This is a genomic window from Bradyrhizobium huanghuaihaiense (genome assembly GCF_025200885.1).
Taxonomy (GTDB): domain Bacteria; phylum Pseudomonadota; class Alphaproteobacteria; order Rhizobiales; family Xanthobacteraceae; genus Bradyrhizobium; species Bradyrhizobium huanghuaihaiense.
Genome location: NZ_CP104172.1, coordinates 686,770 through 699,671, shown reverse-complemented (window position 1 = coordinate 699,671; position 12,902 = coordinate 686,770). Strand labels below are relative to the sequence as shown.

16 protein-coding genes and 1 tRNA gene are annotated in these 12,902 nt (G+C 65.1%); 10 read left to right on the top strand and 7 right to left on the bottom strand.

What is annotated here, in order from left to right; genetic code table 11:
• Window positions 1–72 precede the first annotated feature (72 nt).
• Together N2603_RS03280 and N2603_RS03275 are read left to right on the top strand one after the other, a co-directional pair.
• Window positions 73–957: a LysR family transcriptional regulator gene (locus N2603_RS03280; protein WP_260387675.1), complete on the top strand. Its 885-nt coding sequence runs from the start codon at window positions 73–75 to the stop codon at window positions 955–957.
• Window positions 958–1,124: 167 nt separating this feature from the next.
• Window positions 1,125–1,397, top strand: a complete 273-nt coding sequence (locus N2603_RS03275) for a hypothetical protein (protein WP_260387674.1) — start codon at window positions 1,125–1,127, stop codon at window positions 1,395–1,397.
• 3 nt (window positions 1,398–1,400) lie between these two features.
• Here N2603_RS03275 and N2603_RS03270 read toward each other — a convergent pair whose 3' ends face one another.
• On the bottom strand, window positions 1,401–2,204 hold the full coding sequence (locus tag N2603_RS03270; protein ID WP_260387673.1) for an enoyl-CoA hydratase-related protein: 804 nt from the start codon (window positions 2,202–2,204) through the stop codon (window positions 1,401–1,403).
• 151 nt (window positions 2,205–2,355) lie between these two features.
• On the opposite strand from N2603_RS03270, the gene N2603_RS03265 reads away from it, so the two are divergent.
• Entirely contained in the window at window positions 2,356–3,330 is a 975-nt protein-coding gene (locus tag N2603_RS03265) for a ketopantoate reductase family protein (RefSeq protein ID WP_260387672.1), read from the top strand.
• A gap of 3 nt (window positions 3,331–3,333) precedes the next feature.
• On the opposite strand, the gene N2603_RS03260 is transcribed toward N2603_RS03265, so the two are convergent.
• Complete coding sequence (locus N2603_RS03260) at window positions 3,334–4,011, bottom strand: alpha/beta hydrolase family protein (RefSeq protein WP_260387671.1); 678 nt, start codon at window positions 4,009–4,011, stop codon at window positions 3,334–3,336.
• Window positions 4,012–4,137: 126 nt separating this feature from the next.
• Between N2603_RS03260 and N2603_RS03255 the strand changes: the two genes are divergently transcribed.
• Window positions 4,138–5,283 carry an acyl-CoA dehydrogenase family protein gene (locus N2603_RS03255; RefSeq protein WP_018644116.1) on the top strand — a complete coding sequence of 382 codons (1,146 nt, stop codon included), beginning with the start codon at window positions 4,138–4,140 and terminating at the stop codon, window positions 5,281–5,283.
• A gap of 113 nt (window positions 5,284–5,396) precedes the next feature.
• On the opposite strand, the gene N2603_RS03250 is transcribed toward N2603_RS03255, so the two are convergent.
• Complete coding sequence (locus N2603_RS03250) at window positions 5,397–6,371, bottom strand: helix-turn-helix domain-containing protein (protein WP_260387670.1); 975 nt, start codon at window positions 6,369–6,371, stop codon at window positions 5,397–5,399.
• Window positions 6,372–6,491: 120 nt separating this feature from the next.
• Here N2603_RS03250 and N2603_RS03245 point away from each other — a divergent pair, with 120 nt between their 5' ends.
• On the top strand, window positions 6,492–7,217 hold the full coding sequence (locus N2603_RS03245; protein WP_260387669.1) for an alpha/beta hydrolase: 726 nt from the start codon (window positions 6,492–6,494) through the stop codon (window positions 7,215–7,217).
• A gap of 38 nt (window positions 7,218–7,255) precedes the next feature.
• Here N2603_RS03245 and N2603_RS03240 read toward each other — a convergent pair whose 3' ends face one another.
• Window positions 7,256–8,140 (bottom strand): LysR family transcriptional regulator, encoded by an 885-nt coding sequence (locus N2603_RS03240; protein ID WP_260387668.1) that lies wholly within the window; start codon window positions 8,138–8,140, stop codon window positions 7,256–7,258.
• Between the two features lie 103 nt (window positions 8,141–8,243).
• On the opposite strand from N2603_RS03240, the gene N2603_RS03235 reads away from it, so the two are divergent.
• Genes N2603_RS03235 through N2603_RS03225 form a run of 3 tightly spaced genes read left to right on the top strand, consistent with a single transcriptional unit; the run spans window position 8,244 to window position 9,743 of the window.
• Window positions 8,244–8,672 (top strand): DoxX family protein, encoded by a 429-nt coding sequence (locus tag N2603_RS03235; protein ID WP_260387667.1) that lies wholly within the window; start codon window positions 8,244–8,246, stop codon window positions 8,670–8,672.
• A 20-nt stretch (window positions 8,673–8,692) separates the two neighbouring features.
• The gene (locus N2603_RS03230) at window positions 8,693–9,154 is read left to right on the top strand and encodes a DsrE family protein (protein WP_260387666.1); all 462 of its coding nucleotides are present in this window, start codon (window positions 8,693–8,695) and stop codon (window positions 9,152–9,154) included.
• Window positions 9,147–9,743, top strand: coding sequence for a TlpA family protein disulfide reductase (locus N2603_RS03225; RefSeq protein WP_260387665.1), 597 nt, complete (start codon window positions 9,147–9,149; stop codon window positions 9,741–9,743). Before N2603_RS03230 ends, N2603_RS03225 begins: the two co-directional genes overlap by 8 nt.
• A gap of 7 nt (window positions 9,744–9,750) precedes the next feature.
• Here the strand turns inward: N2603_RS03225 and N2603_RS03220 are convergent, their stop codons facing one another.
• The 3 genes from N2603_RS03220 to N2603_RS03210 form a co-directional block, all read right to left on the bottom strand.
• A complete protein-coding gene (locus N2603_RS03220) occupies window positions 9,751–10,890 on the bottom strand; it encodes an amidohydrolase/deacetylase family metallohydrolase (protein WP_018644123.1) in 1,140 nt (379 codons plus the stop codon).
• 150 nt (window positions 10,891–11,040) lie between these two features.
• Entirely contained in the window at window positions 11,041–11,763 is a 723-nt protein-coding gene (locus N2603_RS03215; protein ID WP_260387664.1) for a DUF2569 family protein, read from the bottom strand.
• 118 nt (window positions 11,764–11,881) lie between these two features.
• Window positions 11,882–11,958, bottom strand: a tRNA-Arg gene (locus N2603_RS03210).
• Between the two features lie 143 nt (window positions 11,959–12,101).
• On the opposite strand from N2603_RS03210, the gene N2603_RS03205 reads away from it, so the two are divergent.
• Window positions 12,102–12,455 (top strand): VOC family protein, encoded by a 354-nt coding sequence (locus N2603_RS03205; protein WP_260387663.1) that lies wholly within the window; start codon window positions 12,102–12,104, stop codon window positions 12,453–12,455.
• A 106-nt stretch (window positions 12,456–12,561) separates the two neighbouring features.
• A complete protein-coding gene (locus N2603_RS03200; RefSeq protein WP_014490344.1) occupies window positions 12,562–12,855 on the top strand; it encodes a GYD domain-containing protein in 294 nt (97 codons plus the stop codon).
• The last annotated feature ends 47 nt before the right edge of the window (window positions 12,856–12,902 follow it).

The following is a 12,902-nucleotide window of genomic DNA, read 5'->3' as shown; positions in this document are numbered from 1 at the left end:
ATGAATTAACGCGGGTCGGGCTACAATCCATCAAAATAGGCGATCAGCTTTCGCGAATCGAGAAAGGTGAAAATGGACATCCTCGTGAACCTCCAGGCCTTCCTCGCCACCGCGGATGCCGCCGGCTTCTCTGCCGCGGCACGCAAGCTCAATGTCTCGACCTCGGTGGTCGCCAAGCGCGTCACGCAACTGGAGGCGCGGATCGGCACGCCGCTGTTTCACCGCTCGACGCGGCAGTTACGGCTCACCGAAGCCGGCCAGCGCTACGTGCATCGCGCGCGCGGCGTCGTTACTGACGCCACCGACCTGCTCTCGCGCATGGGCGAGAAGGGCCATGATCTCGTCGATCATCTCCGCATCAAGGCGCCGACCTCGCTGACGGTGGCGCGTCTCGCCGACGCCTTCAGCGCGTTCCAGACCCAGAACCCGCGATTGAAACTCGAGATCGTGCTGATCGATCGCCCGGTCGATCCCGTCACCGAAGGCTTCGACATCGCCATCGGCGCCTTCCCGCATTCGTTCGGCGGCGTGGTCGACGAGCCATTGTGTCTGCTGAAGCGGCTGCTCTGCGCCTCGCCTGCGTACCTGAAGAAGCACGGCATGCCGAAGCATCCGCGCGACCTCGTCGAGCATCGCTGTCTCAGCTTCCTGCCGACGGGACCGGAATGGGTCTTCGACGGACCGCGCGGCCGCATCAGCATCCAGGTCAGCCCGCTGCTCTCTTCCAACGAAGGCCACGTGCTGGCGCGCAGCGCGATCGCCGGCAACGGCATCGCGCTGATGTCGCATTACCTCGTCGCGGATGCCTTGCGCGAGGGTACGCTCAAGCCGGTGCTGCGTGACTTTCCGATTCCGGAATTGTGGGTCAAGGCCGCAATTCCCGAGCGGCGGCGCAATGCAGCCGCGGTGCAGGCGCTGCTGACTTTGCTCAAGACGTCACTCGCACCGTCGCTGTAGGCCGTGTCAAGGTGGCCGTAGCCCGCATGAGCGAAGCGATATCCGGGACTTTTCGCGACATTCCCGGATGTCGCTTCGCTCATCCGGGCTACGGGAGCGCGCCGCGCCGCGCACCCGTCACAACATCGCAGTTGCTCTCGCGTGACAGACCTGAGAGAAGGGCCGCCATGGATTCGACATTCGTGAAATACGCATTCGCCGCCCTGACCGCTCTCGCGATCTCAACCACCGCCGCCTCGGCCCTGGAGCAGAACTGCCGCTTCATCCAGGCCAAGCCCGATCGCGAAGCCTGCTACAAGCGGCAGGAAGAAGAGCTCGCGGCCAAGCGCAAGCCCGCCGCGCCGGCTGGTGAGAGCAAAACGCTCGAAACGCTGCGCCAGATGCGGCAGGACGACGACGCCGTCTACCGCAGCATCAACAACATCTGCCGCGGCTGCTGACGCTCAAGCCTTCCCGCCACCCCACCTCGCCGCCCGCTTCTCCGCGAACGAGGCCAGGCCCTCCGCGGCTTCCGCGCTCTGGCGCTTGAGCGAATGCAGCTGCACGAGCCGCTTGTAGGCGGCATCGTCCACCGCCATGCCGCCGAACGAGCTTTCCAGCGCGAGGCGCTTGGTCTCGGCCATCGCCTCGGGGCCGTTGGCGAGCAGTTGCTCGACCACCTTGCTGCCTGCGGCCTCGAGATCGGCGAGCGGCACCACGTCGTGGACGAGGCCGATGCGGCGGGCGTCCTCGGCGCCGAAGCGCTCGCCGGTGAGCGCGTAGCGGCGGACTTGCCGTACACTAATGGCGTCGCAGAGCTGCGGGATGATGATCGCGGCGGTCAGGCCCCAGCGCACCTCGGTGATGGAGAACAGGGCGTTGTCGGCGGCGATCACGACATCGCAGGCTGCGATCACGCCGGTGCCGCCGCCGAAGCAGCCGCCCTGCACCAGCGCGACCGTCGGGATCGGCAGCGTATTGAGCCGCTGCACGGCTTCGAAGGTCGCGCGCGAGGCCGCCTCGTTGGCCTCGGCCGATTGCGGCCGCACGCCATTGATCCATTTGAGGTCGGCGCCGGCCTGGAAATGCTTGCCGTTGCCCTTGAGCACGACGACGCGCAAGGCCGGTTTCTTAGCCAGCTCGTCCATGGCCGCCAGCACGCCTGATATCAGCGCGCCGTCATAGGCGTTGTTGACCTCCGGCCGATTCAACGTGACGGTCGCAACCCCACGCTCATCAAGGCTCCACAGGACGGGGCTGGCAGTCATCGGCGTTCCCTCCGGTTGTTTGCCGCGCACTATGGCCGAGGCCGCGCGCCTTGATCCATATCTTTCCGGCGTAGGGCAGCCGCGTCCATCGCATGGCGGCTTGTGTCATGCTGCCGCCTGATGGCACCAAGGGATCAGGGACAGGATCAACATGCGCATCTGCATTTTCGGCGCGGGCGCCGTCGGCAGCCACATTGCGGTACGGCTGGCGCGCGCCGGCCATGAGGTCTCTTGCGTGATGCGCGGCGCGCATCTCGAGGCGGTGCGCGCGAACGGCCTCAAGCTGCGGGTCGGCGATTCCGAGGTTTCCGCCAAGGTGAACGCATCAGGGGATCCGGCCCAGCTCGGCCCGCAGGACGTCGTGATCTCCACGCTGAAAGCGACCGCACTGACCGGACTGGTCTCCAGCATCAAGCCGCTGCTCCAGGACGACACCGCGATCGTGTTCGCGCAGAACGGCATTCCCTGGTGGTACGGTATTGGCCTGCCGCCGCGGCATCCGACACCGCCGGACATTTCCTTCCTGGACCCCGGCGGCCGCCTGCGCGCCTGCATCCCGAAGGAGCGGATCATCGGCGGCGTCATCTTCTCCTCCAACGAGGTGACTGCGCCCGGCGTGGTGCAGAACCTCACCCCGGACCGCAACCGCCTGCTGATTGGGGAATGCGACGACCGCAATTGCGAGCGGATCACGAAACTTCGCAACGTCTTCAACGATGCCCGGCTGGAATCGCCGCCGGTGGCCGAAATCCGCGAGGCGATCTGGTCAAAGCTGCTGACCAACATGTCGCTGTCGGTGCTGTGCCTGCTCACCGGTCAGACCGCGCGCGGCGTGCGCGACGACCCCGCTTTCGCCGAGGTCATCCCGCGCATGCTGAACGAGGCCAACGACATCGCGCAGCACTTCATCCCCGAGGTCAAGCGCGTCACACGCAGCGGCCCCGCCCCCAATCACAAGCCGTCGCTGCTGCAAGATTACGAGCTCGGCCGCGCCATGGAGATCGACGTGCTGGTGAAGGCGCCGGCCGCCTTCGCGCGCACCGCCGGCCTGTCGACGCCGACGCTCGATCTCATCGCCGCGCTGGCGATCCAGAAGGCGCGCGACAAGGGGCTCTATTCGGCCTGAGCCTCAGGCGAGCCCGTCGATCCAGGCTTCGAGCACGTCCAGCACCTCCGTGAGCGCCTCGTCATTGCTGCGGCCGGATTTCTTCAGCACCGCGAAGGAGTGATCGCCGCCTTCGACCTGATGCAGTGTCGCCTTCGGGCCGAGCTTCTCGACGACAGGCTTGAGATAGCTCAGATCGGCAAGCTCATCGCGGGTGCCTTGCAGGAACAGCATGGGGATCGCGATGCCGGAGAGGTGCTCGGCGCGCTCGGACGACGGCTTCTTGGCGGCGTGCAGGGGAAAACCGAGGAAGGCGAGCCCCTTCACACCTGGCAGTGGCGCCTTCGACTGCGCCTGCGAGGTCATGCGACCGCCGAACGATTTACCGCCGGCAACGAGCTTGAGACCGGGGCAGAGCCGTGCTGCCTCCGCGACCGCGGCGCGGATGGCTGCGTGCGCCACCGCCGGCTGGTCCGGGCGCCCGTGTTTCTTTTCCATGTAGAGAAAATTGAAGCGGAACGTCGCGATACCGCGCTCCGCGAGTCCTTCTGCGGTCTTTTCCATGAACGAATGCCGCATGTCCGCACCCGCGCCGTGCGCCAGCACGTAGCAGGCGCGCGCGCGGTCCGGCAGCGTCAGGATCGCCGAGACCGTGCCGGTGCGTTCGATGTCGAGCTTGAGCTCTTGAGTTTTGGTCGCCACAATCAGACATCCCGACAGACGCTGTTACGGCCGCCTTGGTAGCGTCACCGGCGCAGCCTGAAAACACAATAATTGCCGCCGCGGCCTGGCTTACCAAGCCGGAACTGCGCATCAACTGAGGTAACCATGTCCTACCGCTCCTCCTGGATGACCGAAGAGCTCGACGTCTTCCGCGACCAGTTCCGGAAATATCTCGCCAAGGACCTGGCCCCGCATGCGGAAAAATGGCGCGAGCAGAAGATGGTCGACCGCTTCGCCTGGCGCGGCCTCGGCGAGATGGGCGCGCTGCTGGCGAGCGTGCCGGAGGAATATGGCGGCCTGGGTGCCACCTTCGCCTATGACGCCGCGGTGCTCGACGATCTCGAAAGCACCGTGCCGGAGTTGACGACAGGCGTCTCCGTGCACAGCGCCATCGTCGCCCACTACATCCTCAATTACGGCTCGGAGGAGCAGAAGAAGCGCTGGCTGCCGAAGATGGCGAGCGGAGAGATGGTCGGCGCCATCGCCATGACCGAGCCCGGCACCGGCTCGGACCTCCAGGCCGTCAAGACCACCGCGAAGAAGCAGGGCAATTCCTACGTCATCAACGGCCAGAAGACGTTCATCACCAACGGCCAGGCCGCCGATCTCGTCATCGTGGTCGCGCGCACCGGCGAGGCCGGCGCCAAGGGCATCTCGCTGATCGCGGTCGAGACCGAGGGCGCGGACGGCTACAAGCGCGGGCGCAACCTCGACAAGATCGGGCTGCACGCCTCCGACACGTCGGAACTGTTCTTCGACAACGTCACGGTGCCGCCGGAAAACCTGCTCGGCAAGGAGGAAGGCCAGGGCTTTGTCCAGCTGATGCAGCAATTGCCGCAGGAGCGCCTTGCGCTCGCGGTCGGCGCCGTCGCCGCGATGGAGCGCGCGGTCAAGCTCACCGTCGATTACACCAAGGAGCGGAAAGCGTTCGGCAAGCCGCTGATGGATTTCCAGAACACCGCCTTCACCCTCGCCGAGCGCAAGACCGAGGCGATGATCGCCCGCGTCTTCGTCGACTGGTGCATCGAGCGCCTGGTCGCAAAGGACCTCGACACCGTGACGGCGTCGATGGCGAAATACTGGTGCTCGGACAAGCAGGTCCAGACCGCCGACGAGTGCCTCCAGCTGTTCGGCGGCTACGGCTACATGCAGGAATACCCGATCTCGCGCATCTTCATCGATTCCCGCATCCAGAAGATCTATGGCGGCACCAACGAGATCATGAAGTTGCTGATCGCAAGGTCGTTGTAGCTGCGCTCTTGCTTCCGGCAAAAGACGCTTGAGGCAACACGGCCTCCATAAGATTAGCTGTCGTCCCGGCCTAGTGCGCAATTGCGCACGGGGGCCGGGACGACATGCCCGTTTCACCGCGTACGCCAGTCCCGCGGCCGGCAACCAAAACGCTGCTTGAAGCGCCGCGTGAAGTGGGAGAGGTCCGAAAAACCCCAGTCGAACGCGATGGCGCCGATCGCCCGATCTGCCATTGCGGGATCCCTGAGATTCCTGGCCGCACCGTCGAGCCGACGCTCGATGACGTATTCGGTGAAGCTGGAGCCAGATCTGGCCAGCAGTTTATGGACGTAGCGCTCGCTGATGCCCACGGCACCCGCGACATCGGCAACCGCAAGGCCGGGCTCGCGGAGCCGCCGGTGAATGGCGCGTTTCAACGCCAGCGTGGTCGTCTCAGCGAGGCTCTCCGATTCCGCGGCACCTGCCCGGCTGCGCCGCGACAGGCTGACGGCAACCAGCTCGATCAGCGCCCGAAACAGCCGCACGCCCTCCTCCTCGGTCATGCGCAGCGCGCCGTCGCTCAGCGCACGCGCCGTCTCCACGATGAGGTGGCCGACGAAGGGATCGTCTGAGACGCGGCAAGCGGTGATGTCGAACGACGCCGGCAACCGCTCGCGCAGCGCGCCTGCCGGCACCCAGAACGAGGCGACCTGCAATTGCGGACCGCGATCGTGCAGGAGGGCGAATTGCCGGTCGCTGTCGAAGATTCCGACCTGCCCGGGCGAGAGGCTGACCTCATGGCCGTCCTGCTGGATGCGGCAGCGCCCGGCCAGCTTCAGGTTGAGGTAGAAGCAGCTGCGGTCGGACGCCGCGATGTCGGCGGCGGAGCGGCGGACCACATGCTCTGGAAAGCTGACGCGGTTGATCGCGGCATCGCCGAGCCGAACGTGCTCGACGCTGGCGGGAAAGCCGGCCGCGGCCGCGGGCTCCGGCGTCAGGTTCATGAACGCCTGGCAGATCGCCTCTCGGTAATAGGCGAATTGCTCGTTCGGCCGCACGCCCGCGGTATTCCAGGCCGATTGGCGTGACGGAACGGGGATCTGCTGCATCGGTTCACTCCGAGACCAATCCGGTTCACTTCCAGCCAAGCAACAAATCCGTCGCCGGTCCACATTTGCCGCGCGGCGACGCTGCGCCGATCTAACCACACCCGCGGGAGGAGCCACAACATGTCGACCTACGTTCTCGTTCACGGCGCCTGGCACACCGGTGCAGAGTTCGAGCCCGTGGCAGCCCCGATCCGCGCCCATGGCCATCAGGTCCACACGCCGACGATCAAGGGCAATCGCCCGGGGGACGCCAAGACGACCGGGCTGAAGGAAGCGATCGAGTCGATCGCCGACTACCTCGCCGAGAACAATCTCACGGACGTCATCCTGCTCGGCCATTCCTATGGCGGCATGGTCATCACCGGTGTCGCCGACCTCGCGCCCGAGCGTATCCGCCGCCTCGTCTACTGGAACGCCTTCGTGCCCAACAACGGCGAGTGCCTCAACGACATGGTGCCGCCGCACTATGTCGGGCTGTTCGACGCGATCGCGGCCGAACGCGGCGACGGCTCCGTGGTGCTGCCATTCCCGGTCTGGCGCGAAGCCTTCATCAACGATGCCGATATCGAGCTGGCGCAGAAGGCCTATGACGTTCTCAATCCGCATCCGCTCGCGACCTTCAGCGACAAGATTGCGCTGAAGAGCAATCCGGCCGAGATGCCGCTGGCGAAATCCTACATCAACTGCACCGAGGACACCGCGCTGCCGCACAGCTATGGCTGGCATCCGCGTCTCTCGGAGAAGCTCGGCCTGTTTCGCCTGGTGCAGGTGCCGGGAAGCCACGAGCTGTGCTTCTCCGATCCGGCACGCCTCGCCAAGGCGATCATGGAGGCCGGACGCGACTGAAAGCTCCTACGCCGCTGATCTCGCGGTGCCGTAAGGCGCTACCTCATCCGCTTGTCGGCGGCGACGAAGTCGATGAAGGTCCGCACCTTCGCGGAGAGATATTTGCGGCTCGGATAGACCGCGAGCAGGCGGCCCTCGAAGATGACCACGTCGGGCAGGATGTGGAGGAGACGTCCGGCGGCGATGTCGTCGGTGACCAGCCATTTCGGCAGGAAGGCGAAGCCCATGCCTTCCAGCGCGGCCAAGTGCAGCAGCGTCTCGTTGCCGCTGCGCAAGACCGGGTTGAGCTTGACGGTCTCGACCGTGCCGTTCGTGTTCAGCGAGAAGCTCTCGCCCGGATAAAGCGCGTAGTGCAACAGGGGCTGGCCGGAGAGATCGGCAAAAGCCTTCGGGCGGCCCGCGCGTTTGAGGAAGGCGGGTGTGGCCACCAGGTGGAACGGGACGCTGGTGATGGGGCGCGCGATCAGCGCCTCCTCCGGCGCGGTCGTTGCGCGCAGGGCGAGATCAAAACCCTCCTCGACCAGATTGACGAGGCGCCCGCTGAGATCGACGTCGAGGCGCACCTCGGGATAGCGGGCCTGATAGTCCGCCAGCACGCCCGCGAAGATCGCATTCGCCATCCACACCGGCGCGGTCAGCCGCAGCGTGCCGCGCGGAACGACGGTCGCGTTGCTGACGGCGGCTTCGACCTCGTCGAGTGAGTCCAGCATCTGCCGCGCCTGCTCGAAATAGAGCGCGCCGCTCTCGCTCAGGCTGACGCGACGGCTGGTCCGGTTGAGCAGCCGCGTGCCCAGCCGCTTCTCGAGCTGCATCACATGCTTGCTCGCCATGGCGGGGGAGATGCGCAGGCGCTGCGCCGCGGTGGCAAAGCTCTTCAGCTCCGCGACCAGGCAAAACACCCTCATGCTGACCAGCGTATCCATCAGATTATCAACATCCAGGAAATGAACCTATCCCGGAACATATAATGATCAAAAATGGAGAAACCATCAAATGGTGGCGACCCTCACATTCCGGAGAACCAGCATGTCCACCACCACTCTTGAGACCGTCGCCCCCGGCCGCGCCCTTCGCATCGGCCTCTGGGCTGCGCAGGTCGTCCTCGCCTTCGTCTTCATCGCGGCGGGGTTCGTGAAGCTGACGACGCCGATTCCCCAACTGGCCGCGATGATGCCGTGGGCGGGCCAGTATTCCGAGACGTTCGTCCAATCCATCGCACTGGTCGATCTCGCCGGCGGCATCGGCATCCTGCTGCCGGCGCTGACGCGGATCCTGCCGCGGCTGACGGTGCTCGCTGCGCTTGGCTGCTCGGTGCTGCAGGTGATTGCGCTTCTCTTCCACCTCTCGCGCGGCGAGGCCGCGGTGGCGCCGCTCAATGTCGTCCTGCTCGCACTCGCCCTGTTCGTGCTGTGGGGACGCAACAACAAGGCCCCGATCGCGCCGCGGCAGTTCTGACCGGCAGGAGCGCCGTCGCCATGATCTCCGCCAACGGATGGTCCCGCAGGGGCCTGCTCGCCGGCACCGCGATCCTCACGGCCGGCGGCCCCACCGCCGCCAAGGAAGATCGCCTCACTGAGGGCGTCGTCATTCTGATCGACAACAACGAGCCCTATGTCATGGGGCACGCGATCAGCTACTCGGCCAACCTCTCCAAGCATTTTGCGGACAGGGGCGCGCGGCTGCTGATCGAGGTCGTGGCCAACGGCAAGGGCATCGACGTCTTTCGCGCCGACAAGACGCCGCTGGTCGAACCGCTCGCGACGCTGCGGCAGTCGGTGCCCAATCTCAGCTACAGCATGTGCGCTTCGTCAAAGGCGATCGCGGAAGCCAAGGAGCAGATCTCCATCCCGCTGATCCCGGGCGCGAGCCTCGTGCCGTTCGGGATCGGGCGCGTCGTCGATCTGCAACTGAAGGGTTTTGCCTATATCCATGCGTAAGAAGCCTCGTGCGAGCGGCACGGCGTTGTCGCGGCGATCGATCCTGCTGGCTGCGGCAGCCTCTCTCGCCGTCCCACGCGCAAGCGGCGCGCAGGACAGCTGGCCGCCGGTGTTCGAAGCGGGCCGCAGCCAGTTCACACTGGTGCGGCCGCGCGCATCGATGCCGCAGCTCAGGCTTCAGGACCTGCACGGCCGCGATGCGGTCGTGACGGCAAAGCCGGGCCGCATCACATTGGTGAACTTCTGGGCGACCTGGTGCGCGGCCTGCAAGCTCGACTTGCCGATGCTCGCGAGCCTTGCGGGATCGCGGCCCGAGCGGCTCGACATCGTCGCGATCTGCACGGATACGAAAGACCTGCGCAAAATCCGCTCGTTTCTCAGCGGCCTCGCCGTGCAGAACCTTGCCTGCTATGTCGATGCCTACGGCGCGGCGGCCGAAGCATCGGCCGCGATGTTCTCGCTCGTCGGCATGCCCATCACCTATCTGGTCGGGACCAGCAGCCGTGTCGAAGGCTACATCACTGGGGCGCCCGACTGGCTCTCGCCAGCGGGCGCGCGGCTCCTGCAGTTCTATCGCGAGCAGGACTAGTGCGGCGTCAGTTCGGATGCCACCAGCGGCCGCCGATGACGACGCCCTCCGAGACGATCTTGCGATCGCCGATCAGGTGCTCGCCGACAACGTCCTCATAATCGAACTGGCCCTGCTTCACCGAAATCAGCGTGGCGTCGCCGACGCTGCCGGGCTTGAGGCTGCCGAGCTCGGGGCGGCGCAGCGCCATCGCCGCGTTCACCGTCGAGGCCGCGACCACGTCGGACAGCTCCATGCCCATGCAGAGGAATTTCGACATGGTCGTCACCTGGTCGAAGGCGGGGCCGTCGATGCAGAGCTGGTGGATGTCGGAGGAGATGGTGTCGGGATAGAAGCCGTTGGCGAGCATCGCGCGCGCGGTCTTGAACGCGAACGAGCCCTTGCCGTGGCCGATGTCGAACAGCACGCCGCGCTCGCGCGCCTCCAGCACCACCTTCTTCACCGTGCCCTGCGCGGTCGCCGGCGTATTGGGGAAGGGACGGAACGCATGGGTCAGCACGTCGCCGGGGCGCAGGCGGGCCAGCACCTCCTCATAGCTCGGCGGCGGATGGTCGATATGCGCCATCAGGGGCATGCCGACCTCGTTGGCGACCTCGAGCGCGATGTCGAGCGGCACCAGCCCGGAAGTGCCCGAAGAATGCAGGCCCACGCGCACCTTGATGCCGACGATCAGGTCGCGGTTGGCATCGGCCACCTTGGCCGCCTCGATCGGATTCATCAGCCGCAGCTCCTCGCTCTCGCCGACCATGATCCGGTGCGAGAAGCCGAAAATGCCGGCATGCGAGACATGCAGGTAAGCGAGGATGCGGACCTGGCTCGGCTCGATCACATGCTTGCGGAAGCCGGCAAAATTGCCGGGCCCGGCGCTGCCGGTGTCCACCGCCGTGGTGACGCCGGAGAGACGGCAGAATTCCTCGGCATCGATGCCGAGCGAGGTACCGCCCCAATAGACATGGGTGTGGAGATCGATCAGCCCCGGCGTCACGATGTATTTCGAAACGTCGCGCACATCCGTGCCCGGATCCGCCTTGAGCCCAGTGCCGATCGCGGCGACCTTGCCGCCCGAAAATGCGACATCCGTCACGGCATCGAGCTTCTGAGAGGGGTCAACGACCCTTCCGCCGCGCAGGATCAAGTCAAAAGGCATTCTGGTCTCCGGATGTAGCAAAGGACAGGCATGGGCCGGGCTGGAAAGCGCCCCTTCCAGCCCGGCCGCTTCTGTTAGCAATTTTCGCACCAGCCGCGCAAATCAGCGGGCATCCTGTCCGGCTTGCGGGCCGACGGAATGTATGACGGCCTACTCCGTGAACGTATTGGCGACCCTACGGGAGCGCAGCACGTACGGTATCCAAACCGCAGCGCTAATGACGCCGACAATCATTCGGCCAACCTCTGCTGGACCTACCGCGAGGAAATCGGTGAACGGACGATTGAGGGCAACGGAAAAGATCGACGCGATCCACACGCGATCGATCACCGGTATCAGCAGCGCACAGATCATTTGCGCGATGAAGAAAGCTGGAAATCTGCGTGACTGTATGAACAGGAGCACCGTCGTCCAGATTGCAAGGCAGATCAGCGCGCCGTTCAGCGCTATTTCACCCCAAATTTCTATTGAGAATACCGCCCAGACGTCGTCGCTGATCGACTGCACATACTGCGCGATACTGACGACCAGGCGCATGGTACCGATCACCTGGCCGAAGGCCAAAAGCCCGAGCCAGCCGCTGATGCCGGTCGGTTCGGGCTGGACGTTCTTGAACGCGGCAGCGTCTTCTGCGGGAATGGCAGGCTCTCGAATGACCTCAACCGGCGGGGATGCCGGGTCTGGCGGCGGCGATTGAAGAAGCTGCTGTGCGATCTCGTGCACCTCCCCAGCCGGCGTCCAATTCTCGACGCCGTGCCGCCGGACCAGCACACGCCGGGGATCGGCGATACGCAAGAGGAGCGTAACGAGTTCCGAAATCGGCATTGGGCCGCGCCGCTGCCCGCCATCCGCGTAGAACCATAGATCCGCCATGCAACGCCCCTCTGCACCCCGCCATATTCTAGCCGGTTGCCGGCACACGTGACGATAGAAAAGCGCCTGGAGGGATACCGGCACTGCACGCTCGCGGCGTCGCGCAAATGCTCGGAAATGGCGATCCCGGGAAGACTCGAACTTCCGACCTACGGTTTAGGAAACCGTCGCTCTATCCGGCTGAGCTACGGGACCGCGGAACCCGCAGGTTGCGGGTTCGATCCCGTCATAGCAGAGCAGAATGCGGTTCGCCAGCCGCCAGGCGGGCCAGACCATCGTCAACCTGAACGGGGCGGCTATACAATCGCTTCCAGGCCCCTCTCGGCGGAGCAGCTCACATGATCGAAAGCATCAGCGCCATCACGCTCGGCACGCATGACATGGGGCTCGCCGTGCATTTCTACCGCTCGCTCGGGTTCGAGCTCTTGTATGGCGGCGAAGCCGCCGCATTCACGAGCTTTCGCGCCGGCAGCGGCTATCTCAACCTGACTGCGCAGCCGGACGACAAGCGCTGGTCCTGGTGGGGCCGCGTCATCTTCTACGTGGCCGATGTCGACGAGACCTACGCGCAGGCGCGCGCCGCCGGATGGCAGCCATCGACCACGCCGCGCGATGCCGAATGGGGTGAGCGCTACTTCCATCTCACCGACCCCGACGGCCATGAGCTCAGTTTCGCACGGCCGTTGTCCTGACCGAATAAGTCGCATCTGCTGACGTTCCAACGCGCAAGTAGCGCTGTCTCAGCCGACGTGGCAATCTCGGCGCGGTTTCCTCAAGTTCTGACCAGGGAGGACGACCATGGTAACCTATGTCGTGCTGGGAAACTTCACTGATCAGGGAGTCCGCAACGTCAAGGACTCGCCGAAGCGGGCCGAAGCCTTCAAGGAGATGGCCAAAACGTTCGGAGTGACCGTGAAAGAGATCGTCTGGACGCAGGGACGATATGACGTTGTGACCGTTCTCGAGGCTCCAGATGAGGCTGCCGCGATGTCGCTCAGCCTTAGTCTCAGCGCACTCGGCAATGTCCGCACCGAAACGCTGCGCGCGTTTTCGGCAGCGGATATGACGAAAATCGTCGGCAAGATGCTCTGACGCTCAAACCCGCGCAAGCGCATTGGACCCGGGATGACAATCCCGGA